At 64.5% G+C, this 15,680-nt stretch carries 14 protein-coding genes and 3 tRNA genes; 4 read left to right on the top strand and 13 right to left on the bottom strand.

Translation table 11 applies throughout. From position 1 onward, the window contains the following. Window positions 1–6 precede the first annotated feature (6 nt). From J2X09_RS23780 to J2X09_RS23720, 13 genes are all read right to left on the bottom strand, one after another. Window positions 7–1,320 (bottom strand): MFS transporter, encoded by a 1,314-nt coding sequence (locus tag J2X09_RS23780; RefSeq protein WP_204735293.1) that lies wholly within the window; start codon window positions 1,318–1,320, stop codon window positions 7–9. Between the two features lie 93 nt (window positions 1,321–1,413). After that, a complete protein-coding gene (locus J2X09_RS23775; RefSeq protein ID WP_204735292.1) occupies window positions 1,414–2,037 on the bottom strand; it encodes a DUF6806 family protein in 624 nt (207 codons plus the stop codon). Window positions 2,038–2,078: 41 nt separating this feature from the next. Further along, window positions 2,079–2,171 (bottom strand) — tRNA-Leu (locus J2X09_RS23770). 73 nt (window positions 2,172–2,244) lie between these two features. Next, window positions 2,245–2,318, bottom strand: a tRNA-Cys gene (locus tag J2X09_RS23765). A gap of 74 nt (window positions 2,319–2,392) precedes the next feature. Next, a tRNA-Gly gene (locus J2X09_RS23760) sits at window positions 2,393–2,468 on the bottom strand. Window positions 2,469–2,556: 88 nt separating this feature from the next. Then, complete coding sequence (gene lon, locus J2X09_RS23755; protein WP_204735291.1) at window positions 2,557–4,989, bottom strand: endopeptidase La; 2,433 nt, start codon at window positions 4,987–4,989, stop codon at window positions 2,557–2,559. Between the two features lie 98 nt (window positions 4,990–5,087). Next, window positions 5,088–6,353: an ATP-dependent Clp protease ATP-binding subunit ClpX gene (gene clpX / locus J2X09_RS23750; protein WP_204735290.1), complete on the bottom strand. Its 1,266-nt coding sequence runs from the start codon at window positions 6,351–6,353 to the stop codon at window positions 5,088–5,090. A gap of 134 nt (window positions 6,354–6,487) precedes the next feature. Beyond that, window positions 6,488–7,108: an ATP-dependent Clp endopeptidase proteolytic subunit ClpP gene (gene clpP, locus J2X09_RS23745; RefSeq protein WP_310309569.1), complete on the bottom strand. Its 621-nt coding sequence runs from the start codon at window positions 7,106–7,108 to the stop codon at window positions 6,488–6,490. A gap of 182 nt (window positions 7,109–7,290) precedes the next feature. After that, a complete protein-coding gene (gene tig, locus J2X09_RS23740) occupies window positions 7,291–8,601 on the bottom strand; it encodes a trigger factor (protein WP_204735288.1) in 1,311 nt (436 codons plus the stop codon). 206 nt (window positions 8,602–8,807) lie between these two features. Continuing rightward, window positions 8,808–9,365: a carboxymuconolactone decarboxylase family protein gene (locus tag J2X09_RS23735; RefSeq protein ID WP_204735287.1), complete on the bottom strand. Its 558-nt coding sequence runs from the start codon at window positions 9,363–9,365 to the stop codon at window positions 8,808–8,810. Further along, entirely contained in the window at window positions 9,362–10,615 is a 1,254-nt protein-coding gene (locus J2X09_RS23730) for an FAD binding domain-containing protein (protein ID WP_204735286.1), read from the bottom strand. The genes J2X09_RS23735 and J2X09_RS23730 overlap by 4 nt, the downstream gene beginning before the upstream one ends. 19 nt (window positions 10,616–10,634) lie before the next feature. Further along, the gene (locus J2X09_RS23725) at window positions 10,635–11,093 is read right to left on the bottom strand and encodes a VOC family protein (RefSeq protein ID WP_204735285.1); all 459 of its coding nucleotides are present in this window, start codon (window positions 11,091–11,093) and stop codon (window positions 10,635–10,637) included. Between the two features lie 24 nt (window positions 11,094–11,117). After that, entirely contained in the window at window positions 11,118–12,089 is a 972-nt protein-coding gene (locus J2X09_RS23720) for an NAD(P)-dependent oxidoreductase (protein ID WP_204735284.1), read from the bottom strand. Between the two features lie 68 nt (window positions 12,090–12,157). Here J2X09_RS23720 and J2X09_RS23715 point away from each other — a divergent pair, with 68 nt between their 5' ends. From J2X09_RS23715 to J2X09_RS23700, 4 genes are all read left to right on the top strand, one after another. Then, window positions 12,158–13,189: a Gfo/Idh/MocA family protein gene (locus tag J2X09_RS23715; RefSeq protein ID WP_204735283.1), complete on the top strand. Its 1,032-nt coding sequence runs from the start codon at window positions 12,158–12,160 to the stop codon at window positions 13,187–13,189. Between the two features lie 13 nt (window positions 13,190–13,202). Further along, window positions 13,203–13,904, top strand: coding sequence for a TetR/AcrR family transcriptional regulator (locus J2X09_RS23710; RefSeq protein ID WP_204735282.1), 702 nt, complete (start codon window positions 13,203–13,205; stop codon window positions 13,902–13,904). A gap of 87 nt (window positions 13,905–13,991) precedes the next feature. After that, window positions 13,992–14,516, top strand: a complete 525-nt coding sequence (locus tag J2X09_RS23705) for a flavin reductase family protein (protein ID WP_204735281.1) — start codon at window positions 13,992–13,994, stop codon at window positions 14,514–14,516. Between the two features lie 32 nt (window positions 14,517–14,548). Continuing rightward, window positions 14,549–15,670: an LLM class flavin-dependent oxidoreductase gene (locus J2X09_RS23700; RefSeq protein WP_204735280.1), complete on the top strand. Its 1,122-nt coding sequence runs from the start codon at window positions 14,549–14,551 to the stop codon at window positions 15,668–15,670. Window positions 15,671–15,680: the final 10 nt, after the last annotated feature.

The following is a 15,680-nucleotide window of genomic DNA, read 5'->3' as shown; positions in this document are numbered from 1 at the left end:
CGGGCTTCAGGTGGCAGGAACTTGCCCTTCCAGCGCGGCAGCCCGGCCACGTTGCATGTTCACCGGCAGCAGCAAGGCCATGCCGATCAGGAACAGCACCGCCGTGAATCCGATCGCCAGGCGCTGATTGCCTCCCGTCATCCATGTGATGGCGCCGTAGCTCAACGGGCCGATGATGCTGGCCACGCGGGTGGCAAAGGTCCACAGGCCGAAGAACTCGGCCAGTTGCGCCGGTGGTGCCAGCATGCCCGCCATCGCCCGGCCCGAAGACTGGCTTGCGCCCATGCACACGCCGGCAATCGCCGCGGCGTACCAGAAGCCGCCCTTGGTGGTCGTGACGGCCGCGATGATGCATGTCGCCACCCATCCCACCAGCGTGATGCCCAGGGCCAGCTTGTGGCCCAACCGGTCCTGCCAGTACCCGAATGCAAAAGCCCCCAGCGCTGCCGCGATGTTCAGGACGAAGATCAGGATCATGGTTTCCTGCTGCACGAAACCGATCACCTGCTCGGCGTAGATCGCGGCCAGCGTGATGGCCACCGCCACCCCGCCTTGATAGGCCGCCACGCAGGCGAGCAACCACATGAAGTCGCGGTAGCGGCGCGCCTGCAGAAAGGTCTGGTGCAATTGCCGCAGCGATTCGCGCCAACCGGAGACACCGGATGCGCCCACCGCAGGCCGCGCGCGTTCGCGCAGCAAGCCAAGCGTGAACAGCGCGGCCACCAGAAACACGGCGGCGGTGATCCACATCGTCACCGGCACGAACTGCTCGGCCTTCTGACCCTGGGCCTGCGCCCACAATACGTAACCCAGGCTCAGGCCCAGGGCGAGCATGCCCCCCACATAACCCAGGCTCCAGCCCCATCCACTCACACGTCCCATGGCCTCGGGCTTCGCCAGCTCGGGCAGAAATGCCGCGATGAGCGATTCTCCCCAGGCGAAGAAGACGTTGGAGACGATGATCAGCAGCACCCCCAGCACGACGGCGCCGGGCCCGACCAGGCTCAGTGCGGCCGTGGCCAGCACACAGCCGAGCGTGGTGAGCATCAGCAAACGCTTCTTGGCGGCGTGCCGATCCGCCCACGCCCCCATCGCGGGAATGGTGAACATCACGATCAGGTGCGAAATACTGAGCGCCAGCGTCCAGACAAACGTCGCCCATTCGGCGCCGCCGGCGACCGCACCCACGAAGTAGGCCGCGAACACGGCGGTGATGACCACCGTCGTGTAGCCGGAATTCGCGAAGTCGAACATGGCCCACCCGAACACCTCGCGCTTGCGCACACCGGGGTTCAGGGCATCGGTCGAAAAGAAAGCCATGGGCACTCCAGATGGGCGAGGCGATGTGCTCGCTCAGGACCGGAGTCTAGTACGTGGCGATGACCGGACCGGCAAGGCCCGGCAAGTGCCGGGTCAGTGGAGATGGCGCGGCTTGCGCGGACCGCCATGGCCCGACTGGCCGCCATGGCCACGCGGCGGCTTGCCCAGCTGCATCGAATTCACCAGCGATTCGAAGCGCTGGTTGAACAACTTGTCGATCACGCCGACGACCTCACCGAGTTCGGACTGATCGAAATGGCGCTCCATGATGTGCAGCACATCCTGCACCAGCAGATCGCGTTGCACCTGCATGATGGCAGCGGGCGTGGGGCCGACGAAGCACATCAGGAAATCGTCACGGGCTTCTTCTTGCGAGGACTCGTCTTCCTCGTCGTATTCGGCATCGTAGAAGGACACCTCCAGTGGCGCCCCCGCAGAAGCGATGTCGTTCAGGCCCATGCAGGCTTCTTCAATCACCTGGCGAAAGTCCTCGTCGCCCGGCACGGTCCAGCAGATCTGCAGCACATGCGCTTCGGCGTCAAAGCGGATGCCGGGCTCATCCTCGTAACTGCTTTCCGCCGCCGCGGCCAGCGAGCGCGCACCTGCGTATTGCCACAGAGGCTTGAGCGCGTCCTGGATCTGGCTGTAGACCACTTCCTCGCGCAATGGCACGTCGCCATGCACGTGGATTTCGAAGGGCGCGTTGTATCGGGTCATGGAAACTCACTGTAGCGGTGAAACCGCAAAAATCCTAGGGGTGGTGCCTCGAACCGGGGTCGAACCGGTACGCCCCTTTTCAGGATGGCGGCGGATTTTAAGTCCGCTGTGTCTACCAATTTCACCATCGAGGCCACACGACCATTGTGGCAGGTCGGAAAAAGCATCGGCCCCGGCAACCAGAGTTGGCGGGGCCGATGTTCCATCTGGAGGCGCGATCCGGAGTCGAACCGGACTAGACGGATTTGCAATCCGTTGCATAACCGCTTTGCTATCGCGCCATCGGGATCGTGCGCTCAAGGCACCGACCTGAACCTCTGACAAAAAAGGGAAGCAGAGCTTCCCTTTTTGAATCTGGAGCGGGAAACGAGGTTCGAACTCGCGACCTCAACCTTGGCAAGGTTGCGCTCTACCAACTGAGCTATTCCCGCATTTTTTACCGTCTGCCGCTGCATTTCGGTAAGCCATGATTCTAACCTGAAAATTGGGCCTCTTTCAAGTTCGCCCCCAAATTTTTGATCAGTGCTTCACGGCATCAGGCGCGCTGCCCGGCTTGCTCACATTCGCAGCCGCGAGTTGCGCCGCGACTTCCTCTTCCGTGAGCGGCACCGGCTGGCGCTCCAGCGCAATCGACAGCACTTTGTCGATCCATTTCACCGGAACGATCTCGAGTCCCTGCTTCACGTTGTCCGGGATCTCCGCGAGATCCTTGACGTTCTCTTCAGGGATGATGACCGTCTTGATACCCCCGCGCAGCGCCGCGAGCATCTTCTCCTTTAGGCCACCGATGGCCGTGACTTCGCCGCGCAGGGTGATCTCGCCCGTCATCGCGACATCGGCGCGCACCGGAATGCCGGTGATGGCGGACACCAGTGCCGTCGTCATCGCGGCACCCGCGCTCGGACCGTCCTTGGGGGTTGCACCGTCGGGCACGTGGATGTGGATGTCGCGCTTGTCGAACTGCTCGTCCTTGATGCCCAGCATGCGGGCACGGCTGCGGACCACCGTACGAGCGGCTTCGACAGACTCTTTCATCACGTCACCCAGAGAGCCCGTGCGCGTAATCACACCCTTGCCTGGCATGGTGGCCACTTCGATGGTCAGCAGATCGCCTCCCACTTCCGTCCATGCCAGTCCCACCACCTGGCCTACCTGGTTCTGCGCCTCGGCCCGGCCATAGCTGAACTTGCGCACGCCAAGGAATTCACTGAGGTTGTCTGCGGTCACCACCACCGTCGGGGTGTACTTCTTGAGCAGCAGGCCCTTGACGACCTTGCGGCAGATTTTGGACAGCTCACGCTCGAGCGAACGCACACCCGCTTCGCGGGTGTAGTAGCGCACGATGTCACGCACCGCATCCTCGTTCAGCTCCAGCTCGCCTTCGCGAATGCCGTTGTTCTTGATCTGCTTGGGCAGCAGGTAGCGAATCGCGATATTCGTCTTCTCGTCTTCCGTGTAGCCCGAGAGGCGGATCACTTCCATGCGGTCCAGCAGCGCTGGCGGAATGTTCATGGAATTCGACGTGGCCACGAACATCACGTCAGACAAGTCGAAGTCAACCTCGATGTAGTGATCGCCGAAGGTGTGGTTCTGTTCGGGATCGAGCACCTCAAGCAGCGCACTCGACGGGTCACCCCGGAAATCCGTGCCCAGCTTGTCGATTTCGTCGAGCAGGAAGAGCGGGTTGCGGGTACCGACCTTGTTCAGGCTTTGCAGCACCTTGCCCGGCATGGCACCGATGTAGGTGCGGCGGTGGCCGCGAATCTCGGCCTCGTCGCGCATGCCCCCCAGGGCCATGCGCACGTACTTGCGCCCCGTGGCCTTCGCCACGGATTGCCCCAACGATGTCTTGCCCACACCGGGAGGGCCCACCAGGCACAGGATGGGGGCCTTGACCTTGTCCACACGCTGCTGCACCGCGAGGTATTCGAGGATGCGGTCCTTGACCTTCTCAAGGCCGTAGTGGTCTTCGTTCAGCACCGCTTCGGCGTGCGCAAGGTCATGCTTGATCTTGGTCTTCTTGCTCCAGGGCAGGCCGACCAGCGCATCGATGTAGTTGCGCACCACGGTGGCTTCTGCCGACATGGGCGACATCAGCTTGAGCTTCTTGAATTCGGCTTCAGCCTTCTTGCGCGCCTCGGCGGGCATCTTGGCGGCCTTGATCTTCTTTTCGATCTCCTCGATGTCGGCGCCCTCTTCGCCCTCACCGAGTTCCTTCTGAATGGCCTTGACCTGCTCGTTCAGATAGAAGTCACGCTGGTTCTTCTCCATCTGGCGCTTCACGCGGCCGCGGATCTTCTTGTCGACATTGAGGATGTCGACCTCGCGTTCGAGCTGCTCGAAGAGGTTTTCCAGGCGCTTGTTGACCGGGTCGAGGTCCAGCACCACCTGCTTGGATTCAAGCTTGAGCGGCAGGTGTGCCGCGATGGTATCGGCCAGCCGGCCCGCGTCATCGATGCTGGAGATCGACGTGAGGATTTCCGACGGGATTTTCTTGTTGAGCTTGACGTACTGGTCGAACTGCTGCATCACGGCGCGGCGCAGTGCTTCCAGTTCGTTGGATTGCACGTCCGCCCGCTCCACCGCCGGATCAACGGGGTTCACGCTGGCAATGAAATGGCTTTCGCCGTCACGGATGGTGAGCACCTTGGCGCGCTGCACCCCTTCGACGAGCACCTTGACCGTGCCGTCGGGCAGCTTGAGCATCTGCAGGATGGTCGCGACGCAACCCATCTCGAACATGTCTTCGGTCGAAGGCTCGTCCTTGGCGGCGGCTTTCTGAGCCACCAGCATGATGCGGCGCTCCGCCTCCATGGCGGATTCAAGGGCCTTGATGCTCTTGGGCCGGCCGACGAACAGCGGAATGACCATGTGTGGGAAAACGACCACATCGCGCAGGGGCAGAAGCGGCAGTTCAACCGGCGTGCTGGGAAGAGGAGTCTGTCCGGACATTTCAACCTCGGCTAAAACGGGTAAATGGGGTTGGAGCGAGCGATATCAACCAATCACTCCATGAGGGGGTTGATGGGCCTGACCCACTCGGCAGGGCGTCAGGCCTGCCTGGCCGCCTCTCGGTACACCAGCAGGGGCGGCTTGTTTTCCTCTATGGTCGATTCATCAACCACCACTTTCTCAACATTGCTCATGCCTGGCAGATCGAACATGGTGTCGATCAGCGCGTTTTCCAGGATTGAACGCAGGCCACGGGCACCGGTCTTGCGCGCCAGCGCCTTGCGCGCGATCGCCTTGAGGGCGGCCGGTCGCACTTCGAGTTCGGCACCTTCCATCGACAGCAGGCGGGAGAACTGCTTGACGACAGCATTCTTCGGCTCGGTGAGGATCTCCACCAGAGCGTCCTCGCTGAGCTCCGACAGCGCGGCGATGACCGGCACACGGCCGACCAGTTCGGGAATCAGCCCGAACTTGATCAGGTCTTCCGGCTCGATCTCCTTGAAGGCCTCCGTGAGGCTGCGCTGCTTCTTGCTCTTGACCACGGCACCGAAACCGATGCCAGACGCCTCGGTGCGGTTTTCGATGATCTTTTCAAGTCCGGCAAAAGCACCGCCGCAGATGAAAAGGATGTTGGTCGTATCGACCTGCAGGAAGTCCTGGTTGGGGTGCTTGCGCCCACCCTGCGGTGGCACGGAAGCCATGGTGCCTTCGATCAGCTTGAGCAGCGCTTGCTGCACGCCCTCGCCCGACACGTCGCGGGTGATCGACGGGTTGTCGGACTTGCGGGTGATCTTGTCGATTTCGTCGATGTAGACGATGCCCTGCTGTGCGCGTTCGACGTCGTAGTTGCAGCTCTGCAGCAGCTTGGCGACGATGTTTTCCACGTCCTCGCCCACGTAGCCGGCTTCGGTCAGCGTGGTGGCATCGGCCATCACGAACGGCACATTGAGCATGCGCGCCATGGTCTGCGCCAGCAGCGTCTTGCCCGAACCGGTGGGCCCGATCAGCAGGATGTTGCTCTTGGCCAGTTCGACATCGTCCTTGCGCGCCGCGACCTTGTGCCGCAGGCGCTTGTAGTGGTTGTAGACCGCCACGGCCAGGGCGCGCTTGGCGGCTTGCTGCCCGATGACGTAGTTGTCCAGGTTGGCCTTCAACTGAGCCGGCGTGGGAACGTCGTCGCCAGAGGCCTTGACCGATTCGAGACCGGGCAGTTCGTCACGGATGATGTCGTTGCACAGATCGATGCATTCATCGCAGATGAACACCGAGGGGCCGGCGATCAGCTTCTTCACCTCGTGCTGGCTCTTCCCGCAGAACGAGCAGTAGAGCGCTTTTTCACTGGAGGCGGCTTTTTTGTCGGCCATAGGTCTGGAAGGTCGGATGAAGCGGTAACAACAATGATAGTTCAAGCCCCACAGGGTCCAAACGGGGGAAAAGCGCCGGTTTTGGCACGATCTCCCCGGTTTGGAGGCCTGTGGACGGTCAAATCCGGTGAGCCTCAGGCGGCGGAGCCGGGACGCTTTTCAATGACCTTGTCGATGAGACCGTATTCGGCCGATTCGGCGGCCGACAGGTAGTAGTCGCGTTCGGTGTCGCGCTCGATCTTCTCGAGCGGTTGCCCGGTACGCTCAGCGAGGATCTTGTTGAGCTGCTCGCGTGTCTTGAGGATTTCGCGGGCGTGGATCTCGATTTCCGTGGCCTGGCCCTGGGTGCCGCCCAGCGGCTGGTGGATCATGACCTTGGAGTTGGGCAGCGCGAAACGCTTGCCCTTGGCGCCCGCGGCCAGCAGGAAAGCGCCCATGCTGGCGGCCATGCCCACGCACAGCGTGGACACGTCGGACTTGATGAAATTCATCGTGTCGAAGATCGCCATGCCGGCACTCACGGAGCCACCAGGCGAGTTGATATAGAAAGAAATGTCCTTGTCCGGGTTCTCGCTCTCAAGGAACAGCAACTGGGCCACGACCAGGTTGGCCGACTGGTCGTTCACCGGCCCCACCAGGAAAATCACGCGCTCCTTGAGCAGGCGCGAGTAGATGTCGTACGCCCGCTCGCCGCGGCCCGACTGCTCGATGACCATGGGCACCATGCCCAAACCTTGAATGTCCATTGCGCTCATGCGTGACTCCGTATGTTGATGCTTGCCATGCCACTACTGTAACCAACCCCATGGAACCCCACGTCCACCGGCCGCAAGACCGGAACGGCCGCAGGGCTGCGGGCTCTCCCCAGATGGGGAGCAAACCCGAAAAAGAAAGGGCGGATCGCTCCGCCCTTCTCTTTGACGGCCGCAGCCGGAGGTCAGGCCTGCGCCATCAGCTCGTCGAAGCTGACCGTCTTGTCGGTGACCTGTGCCTTCGAGAGCACGAACTCGGTGACGTTGTTCTCGATCACGATGCCTTCGACTTCGGCCATGCGGCGGTTGTCGCCCTGGTACCAGCGCACGACGTCAGCGGGCTTTTCATAGGAAGCTGCCAGTTCCTCGATGTGGGCCTTGATCTGCTCCGGCCTGGCGTGCAGTTCATTGGCGCGCACCAGCTCGGCAACCACCAGGCCCAGGCGCACGCGGCGCTCGGCTTGGGGGCGGAACAGGTCCTCGGGGATGGGCGCCTTGTCGGCGTCCTTGACACCGCGCTGCTTGAGATCGGCACGAGCGCCTTCGACCAGGCGATCCAGCTCGGACTGCACCACCGACTTGGGCAGATCCAGCTCGGCCTTGGACACCAGGGCATCCATCACCGCCTGCTTGTTGCGGGCCTGCAGGCGGAACTTGACTTCGCGCTCCAGGTTCTTGCGGATGTCGGCACGCAGGCCTTCCACCGTGCCGTCGGCGATGCCCAGGGACTTGGCGAATGCCTCGTCCACGGCGGGCAGGTTCGCCGCTTCGAGCTTGTTGACCGTGACCAGGAAGTCGGCCGTCTTGCCTGCCACGTCCTTGCCGTGGTAGTCGGCCGGGAACACCAGCGGGAATGTCTTGGACTCGCCGGTCTTCATGCCGCGCACGGCATCTTCGAACTCCTTGAGCATCTGGCCGTCGCCGACGATGAACTGGAAGGCTTCGGCCTTGCCACCTTCGAACGGCTCGCCGTCGATCTTGCCGGCAAAGTCGATGGTGGCTCGGTCACCGTCCTGGGCAGCCTGGTCTTGCGCGCGCTGCGCAAAGGTGCGGCGCTGCTTGCGCAGGATTTCGAGCGTGCGGTCGATGGCGGCGTCGTCCACCTCGGCAGACACCTTCTCCACCGTGGCGGTGGACAGGTCTTCGATCTTGACTTCGGGGTACACCTCGAACACGGCGTCGAAGGTCAGCTGGCCTTCGGGCGCGCCTTCCTTCTCGGTGATCTTGGGCTGGCCGGCCACGCGGAGCTGGGCCTCGTTGGCGGCCGTGGCGAAAGCTTCACCCACCTTGTCGTTCATGACTTCGTAGTGCACCGAGTAGCCATAGCGCTGGGCCACGACGTTCATCGGCACCTTGCCGGGACGGAAGCCGTCCATCTTCACGTCGCGCGCAATGCGCTTGAGGCGGCTGGACACCTCGTTCTGGATCACATCGGCCGGCAGCGTCAGCGTGATCTTGCGCTCGAGCTTTTCCAGGGTTTCAACGGTCACGGTCATGGGATTTCTCCAAAGGAATGTTGGTCGGCCAGCTCGGAGCGGCCGGGCCTCGGAAACGGTTTCGTCAGGTGGGGTGGTCTGCAGGGGGACTGCGAGTCCCGCCAGAGCGGCCGCGCACGGCAGCGGGCCCGCCCGACATGGCAACCCGCCATTCTAGCCAATCCCGCACCCGCTCCTGACAGCCGGGGCTGCCAGTGGCGCCGCGCTCAGGGTGCCAGGCGCATCTCCAGCCCGGGCGTGGGCGGGGTCTGGGCGCCGTTCATGACGAACGACAGCAGGGTGTAGTAGCCGGCAATGCCGAGCAGATCGATCACGCCCTGTTCGCCGAACGCCTGCACCGCATCGCGCCATGTCGCGTCAGCCACCTTGCGGTCCTCGAGCGACTGGCGCACCACCGCATGCACCAGCCTTTCGTCTTCGCGTTCATACGGCGGCTCGCGGCGTTCGGAAATGGCGTCCACCACGGCCGGGTTGACGCCCTCCCGCAGGGCGATGGGCGCGTGGATCGACCATTCGACCTGCTGGTTCCAGTGCCGCGCCGTGAGCAGGATGGCCAACTCCGACAACCGAAGGCCGATCGCGCTGCGGTAGCGCAGGTACTCGCCCATGCGCTGGGCATGGGTGCACAGTTCGGGGCTGCGCAGCATCGGCACAAAGGGCTCGATCACGGCGCGGCGCGGGCCCGCGATGATCTCCTCGGCGCAGGCGCGCTGTTCGGTGGACCAGTTGTCGGCAGGAATCGGGGGAAGGCGGTCGATGCTCATGCGTTCGTTGTCTTGAAGGCGGACAGGTGGCCATACCGGCCGAGGTCGATGGCCGTCTCGTGAAGGGTCTGGTGCGCGCGCTGCGCGGCACTTGCAACGGGGGCAGCCGGCTCGCCGGAACTGGCGGCCTGCTCCATGTAACCACCCAGCCAGCGGGCGCGCGCCACCGCCAGCTGGCCGGCGGGACGGCGCAGGCGTTCATAGGCCCGCAGCGCCTCGAGCGTAGCACCGTACTCCCGCAGTGCGCCGGCCAGGGCCACCGCATCTTCGGCGGCCTTCGTCACGCCCATCCCGATGTGCGGGCGGGCCACGAACGCGGCGTCACCCATCAGGGCGACACGGCCAGCGCACAGGCGTTCGGACTGCAGGTCGTAGATCGGCTGGAAGAAGGGTTGCGCGGTCTTCTCGATCACTTCGGCAAACTGGGGCGCAAGCAGGCGTGCAGCGTCCTGGCGAGCGTGGGCAATGTGGCGCCAGGACACGCGGTTGGGCGGTACACCCTGCGGATGGTGCACGCCGTCGGCATCGGTCATGAGCCGGGCCAGCGCTTCGCCCATCGGCACCGGGCGGTACCAGACGAAGTTGTATGCACGTCGCCCCGGCGTCAGGTCGTTGCGCGGGCCCGCGACGGGGTAGCCGATGATCTGTTCGCTGTCGGTCATGCAGAAACCGAACCGGGGAAACAGCGTCTCCAGCGTGTGTTGCGACAGCACGGACTCCTCACACACGCCGCGCCAGGCGACGTAGCCGGCATAGCGCGGTTGCGCGTCAGGAAAACAGCGTTGTCGCACGGTGGAACGGATGCCATCGCTGGCCGCGAGCAGATCCCCCTCCCAGCGGCGCGGCACGCCGCCGCAGTCCGCCTGCACCTCCACACCATCGGGGCCATCGACAAACTGCGTCACCATCGCTCCCTGCACGTAGCGCTCGGCCGGAAAGGCGGCCAGCAGCAGGTGGTACAGACGGCTCCACGAGGTCAGCACCTGGGGCATGTCCAGCAGCGTGTCGATGGCGCCATCGCTGCGCAGCATCACACGACCGGGCACCGCCACGCCGAGAGACGCATCGGTCCGGAGTCCCGCACGGCCCAGCGCTGCCTCCAGCGCATCGTGCGAGACGATGCCCGCACCGCGCCCGTCCATGGAACCTCGCGCCTTCTCCAGCACGGTCACGTCGTGTCCGTCGCGATGCAGCACGTTGGCGGCGAACAAGCCGCCCAGCGAACCGCCCACCACCACTATGCGCGCCATGACTTTTCCTTCCCGGCGCTCACGCGACCGACTGGCGGTCCAGCGCCTGCTTTTCTTCCATCGGGTAGTTCAGCTCGACCACCACGCCGCTGGGATCGTTCAGGAACAACTGGTGCAGGCCGACGCCGGGCACGGTGCGCTGGCGCGGCTCGATGCCGGCGGCCTGCAGGCGCTTCAGCATGCCGATGAGATCGGTTGCAAAGAACGCCACATGGTCCACCGCACCGCTGCCCTTGAGGCTGCCCGTGTCGCGCTCGCCAAGGTAGTTGTCGAGGCCCGAGCGCTCGATCGGGTCGATGCCGATCACGTGTACCGCGGCATTGGCATAGGCGTCCAGCGGTCCCTGGTACAGCCAATACCCTGGGAAGGGAAATGCCGGACGCGGCCCCTCTTGCAGCCCCAGCAGATTCACGTAGAACGCCTTCGTGGCGGCGAGATCGGTGGTGCGGATCGAGAAATGGTTGAGCGAGATGGGCATTCGGGCCTCCTCTGAAAAGATCGATCAGGCAGCGGGCCGCGACATGCGGTCGAGCACGTCGAACACCGCCGCCGTGTCGTGCAGGCCATGGCCCATGCCCATCGCAGCGTCGTACAGCGGCACGGTGGCGGCAAACAAGGGAGCCGGCACGCCGGTTTCCTTGAGCGCGGCGGCGATCAGCTTCATGTCCTTCTGCCAGACGGCAATCTTCATCGTCACCGTCTTCCAGCCCTCGTTCTCCATCTGCGGGCCGCGCACCTGCAGCATGCGCGAGCCGCCGGCGCCGCCCGCCAGTACCTTCACTGCCGTGCCAGGCGAAATGCCCCAGCGCTGGCCCAGCAGCAGGGCCTCGGCGGTGGAAACGTTGTGGATGGCCACGAGCAGGTTGGCCATCAGCTTCATCTTCATGCCGTTGCCAAAGGCGCCCAGGTTGAATTGCGCACTGGTGAAACCCTTGAACACGGGCTCCACCTTTCGGATGGCCGCCGCCGGGCCACTGGCGTAGATCGTGAGGTCTTTGGCCGCCGCCTGCGCACCGGTGCCCGAGAGTGGGCAGTCCAGCAGCACCGCACCGGCCTTGGCGAGCACATCGCGCGCCTGCGCCTTGTCGTCGATGTCCAGGGTGCTGGTCTCGATCACGACCAGCCCCTTGCGGGCGCCAGCGGCCAGGTCGCTCGCAGCGTCCCGCATGGCGGCCGGGCCGGGCAACGAGGTGATGACCACGTCGACCAGGCCGGCGAGTTCGGTCGCGCTCTTGCACACGGTTCCACCCATGGCCTTGAGGGCCTTGCGGGCCGCCGGGCTGGGGTCGAAGCCCCACACGTCGAAGCCGTCCTTGCGCAGGTTGCCGGCCATGGCCGAACCCATGATGCCCAGCCCCACCACGCCCACGCGCTGGCGGGCAGGCGAAGGTGCCGGGGCGGTGGAACGGGGGGAGCGGGAAGCGGTTGCGCGAACGGTGGATGCGGCCGAAGAGGCCGGTTTCTTGGTGCTCATTTGATCTCCTGGTTGTTGTAATTCGCTAAAATAGTTTAAACACAACACCAGGAAAGACGGAGACTTTTATGCAGGAGACCCCCGGAAAACCTGTTCGCATCGGCTTGCTTGGCTATGGCTGGTGGGGCAAGACCATCGCGGCGCAGATCGCCGCATCCCCCTGGCTGGAGCTGGCCGGCGTGGCCGAAATCCAGCCCCAGGCGCTGGCCGCGATGGCCGACGACCCGCTGCTCGAAGGCGTCCCGCTGCACGGCGATCCGGCGGCGTTGCTGGCGCAGCCCGGTGTGGAAGCGGTCATCCTCTGCACACCCCACCCGCAGCACGCACAACAGATCGTGGCGGCCGCGCAGGCCGGCTTGCACGTGTTCTGCGAAAAACCGCTGTGCCTCACCCTGGAAGATGCGCGCGCAGCCGTGGCCGAATGCCAGCGTCGCAATCTTGTGCTGGGCATCGGGCACGAGCGGCGCTTCGAGCCCGAAGTGGTGGCCCTGAGTGAACTCATTGCTTCCGGCGAGCTGGGCACCGTGCTGCAGATCGAAGCCAACTTCAGTCAGGACAAATTTCTCGCCCTGCCCAAGGACAACTGGCGCCTGTCGAACACGCTGGCACCCGTCGGCCCCCTCACCGCCACCGGCATCCACCTCGTGGACCTCAGCATCGCCATCCTCGGCCCCTGCGAAAGCCTGTGGGCGCGCCTGGCCACGCTGGGCTCCGACTTCGCCAACGGCGACACGCTGGGCATCATGATGGGCTTTCCCAACGGGGCCAACGCCATGATCAGCGCCGTGCTCGCCACGCCATTCGAAGGCCGCTTCGCGGTCTATGGCTCCAAAGGCTGGGTCGAGATACGCGACCGCACCCACCCCGAGAATCCCACCGGCTGGGACATCACCACCACCCTGCGCGGACAGACGCAGACGCGCCGCTTCTCGGAGCCCGCGCCCTCGGTGCGACTCAACCTCGAGGCCTTTGCGCGCGCGGTGCGCGGCGTGGCGCCCTACCCCGTGACGCCCCGGGAGATGCTGGCCAACGTGGCGGCGCTCGAGGCTATCATGACGTCCGTACGCGAGCGCAAGCCGCTGGACGTTTCCCAGCCCTGACCACGAGCCCACCTTGGCCACCCGCAAGACCTCCCCACACGCCAAACGCCTGAGTGCCGCCGAACGTGAAGCGCACATCACGGAAGAAGCCGTGCGGTTCTTCGCGGAGGTCGGGTTCGGGGGCGACACGCGCGAACTGGCCAAACGGCTGGGGGTGACGCAGTCCCTGCTCTACAAGTACTTCCCCAACAAGGAAGCCCTGATCAATCGCGTGTTCGAGGTGGTCTACATGGGCCGCTGGAATCCCTTCTGGGAAACCACCATCCAGGACCGCAGCGTGCCGCTGCAGGAGCGGCTCACGCGCATGTACATCGAGTACAGCAAGGCCGCGCTCACGCGCGACTGGGTGCGCATTTTCATGTTCTCGGGCCTGCGGGGCGAGGACATCAACCGCAAGTACCTCGCCATCCTGCGCCGCCGCATCCTGGAACCCCTCGCCGTGGAACTCCGGCACGAGTTCGGCCTGCCGAGCGTGGACGAAGTGCCCCTCGGCACGAAAGAGGTCGAGCTGGTCTGGAGCATCAACGCGCGCGTGTTCTATTTCGGCCAGCGCGAGTGGATCTTCGACGTGCCGGTGGACGACCCCATCGATGAGCTGATCGCCATGACGATCGAGCATTTCCTCATCGGCGCGCGCGTGATGCTGCCGCGACTGATCGACGAATCCCGCCCGCAGACCGCCCCCGGCGAGCCGGCCACCCTCACCTCCAACTGACCGTTCGGGACACGCGCACCCGAAGGGACGGGAAGCCCGGGTTTTCCCCGGCTTTTGTAGATCAATTGATCACGTTAAAGTAATCACATGATCAACAAACCGCAGATCAACCCATCGCAGACCATCGATCCGCGCGACCTCCGCCAGGCACTCGGCGCTTTCGGAACGGGCGTCACGGTGGTCACCACGCTGGACACGGCAAGCCGTCCGGTCGGCGTCACCGCCAACTCCTTCAATTCGGTATCGCTGGATCCGCCCATCGTGCTCTGGAGCCTTCGCACGAGCTCACCCAGCCTGCCCGCTTTCGATGCCTGCGGTCGCTTCGTGATCAATGTGCTGACGCTTGAACAGGTGCCGCTCTCGCGCCGCTTCGCCACCCCGGTCCCGGACAAGTTCAACGGCGTGCCGCACGAACCCGGCCAGCAGGGCCTGCCCGTGCTGACCGACTGCGCTGCTGTGTTCGAGTGCCGCACCGAGCAGCGCCTGGAGGTCGGCGACCACATCCTGTACCTCGGCCGCGTCGAAGCCTTCCACCACCGCCCGGGCCCCGCGTTGCTGTTCTGCCAGGGCCGCTATGCGCAGAGCGTCTGTCTGGAACTCGACGCGACCTGACACCTCACTCCACCCCAACCCACCGAGACCACGTGAAATACAGCACCTTCATGATGCCGTTGCACCCGCCGGGCCGCAGCGCGACCGACACTTTCCAGGAAGACCGCGAAGCCATCATCCTGGCCGACCGCCTCGGCTTCAGCGAAGCGTTCGTGGGCGAGCACGTCACCGACACCGCCGAGCCCGTCACGTCGAGCCTGATCTTCCTCGCCACACTCATCAACGAGACGAAACAGATCAAGCTGGGCAGCGGCACCCTGAACCTGCCCAACTCACACCCCGCAACGATCGCGGCGCAGGCGGCGATGATGGACCACCTCGCCCGCGGCCGCTTCATCATGGGCATCAGCCCGGGCGGCCTCATGTCGGACGCGGAAGTCTTCGGCAACCTGCGCAACGACCGCAACGCCATGTTTGTCGAGTGCATCAACGCGGTGCTGAAGATCTGGGCGTCGGAGCCGCCATACAACATCGAAGGCAAGTTCTGGAACGTCTCAGTCCAGGAGACCATGGCGGTCGAGTACGGCCAGGGCGTCATCCTCAAGCCCTTCCAGCACCCTCACCCGCCCATCGTCGGCACGGCAGTCGCACCGTTCTCGCAAGGCGTGGCCGAAATGGCCAAGCGCGGCTGGACGCCCCTGTCGGCCAACTTTCTCATGCCCGAATGGGTCAAGACCCACTGGCCCAAGTACGTGGAAGGCCGCACCGCCGTGGGCGCGGTGGCCGACCCGGCCGACTGGCGCGTGGCCAAGAGCATCTTCGTGGCGGACGATGAGGCCACCGCGCGGCGGTACGCACTGGAGGCTGGTGGCCCATACCACTTCTACTTCAAGCAACTGGTGCGCAAGCTCGTCACCGCCGGCGGACGCGGCAACCTGTTCAAGACCGACCCAGCCATGCCCGACAGCAAGATCACGCCCGACCACGTGACCCAGCGCCTGGTGCTTGCGGGCACGGTGAACTCGGTGGTGGACCAGATCCTCGCGTTCCGCGAGCAGGTGGGCGATTTCGGCAACCTGGTGTACGCCTGCCACGACTGGATGGACCCGGCCCTGGGCCGCCGTTCGATGGAACTGTTCGCCAACGAAGTCATGCCGCGCGTGAACGCCGCCATTGGCCAGCGCACGGGGCCTGCCGCAGCAGCCACCGCCTGACACACCACGA

The sequence above is a fragment of the Hydrogenophaga laconesensis genome (assembly GCF_031457235.1).
Taxonomy (GTDB): domain Bacteria; phylum Pseudomonadota; class Gammaproteobacteria; order Burkholderiales; family Burkholderiaceae_C; genus Hydrogenophaga; species Hydrogenophaga laconesensis.
Note: the sequence above shows the minus strand (reverse complement) of the source record. Positions and strands in the feature narration are given on the sequence as shown.

Bases quoted from the DNA above. Each gene is read 5' to 3' on its own strand.
- J2X09_RS23715 (WP_204735283.1), top strand. From the start codon at position 12,158: ATGCAGGAGACCCCCGGAAAACCTGTTCGCATCGGCTTGCTTGGCTAT.
- J2X09_RS23780 (WP_204735293.1), bottom strand. From the start codon at position 1,320: ATGGCTTTCTTTTCGACCGATGCCCTGAACCCCGGTGTGCGCAAGCGC.
- clpX (WP_204735290.1), bottom strand. From the start codon at position 6,353: ATGGCCGACAAAAAAGCCGCCTCCAGTGAAAAAGCGCTCTACTGCTCG.
- clpP (WP_310309569.1), bottom strand. From the start codon at position 7,108: ATGAGCGCAATGGACATTCAAGGTTTGGGCATGGTGCCCATGGTCATC.
- J2X09_RS23735 (WP_204735287.1), bottom strand. From the start codon at position 9,365: ATGAGCATCGACCGCCTTCCCCCGATTCCTGCCGACAACTGGTCCACC.
- J2X09_RS23720 (WP_204735284.1), bottom strand. From the start codon at position 12,089: ATGAGCACCAAGAAACCGGCCTCTTCGGCCGCATCCACCGTTCGCGCA.
- tig (WP_204735288.1), bottom strand. From the start codon at position 8,601: ATGACCGTGACCGTTGAAACCCTGGAAAAGCTCGAGCGCAAGATCACG.
- J2X09_RS23705 (WP_204735281.1), top strand. From the start codon at position 13,992: ATGATCAACAAACCGCAGATCAACCCATCGCAGACCATCGATCCGCGC.
- lon (WP_204735291.1), bottom strand. From the start codon at position 4,989: ATGTCCGGACAGACTCCTCTTCCCAGCACGCCGGTTGAACTGCCGCTT.
- J2X09_RS23730 (WP_204735286.1), bottom strand. From the start codon at position 10,615: ATGGCGCGCATAGTGGTGGTGGGCGGTTCGCTGGGCGGCTTGTTCGCC.
- J2X09_RS23725 (WP_204735285.1), bottom strand. From the start codon at position 11,093: ATGCCCATCTCGCTCAACCATTTCTCGATCCGCACCACCGATCTCGCC.
- J2X09_RS23775 (WP_204735292.1), bottom strand. From the start codon at position 2,037: ATGACCCGATACAACGCGCCCTTCGAAATCCACGTGCATGGCGACGTG.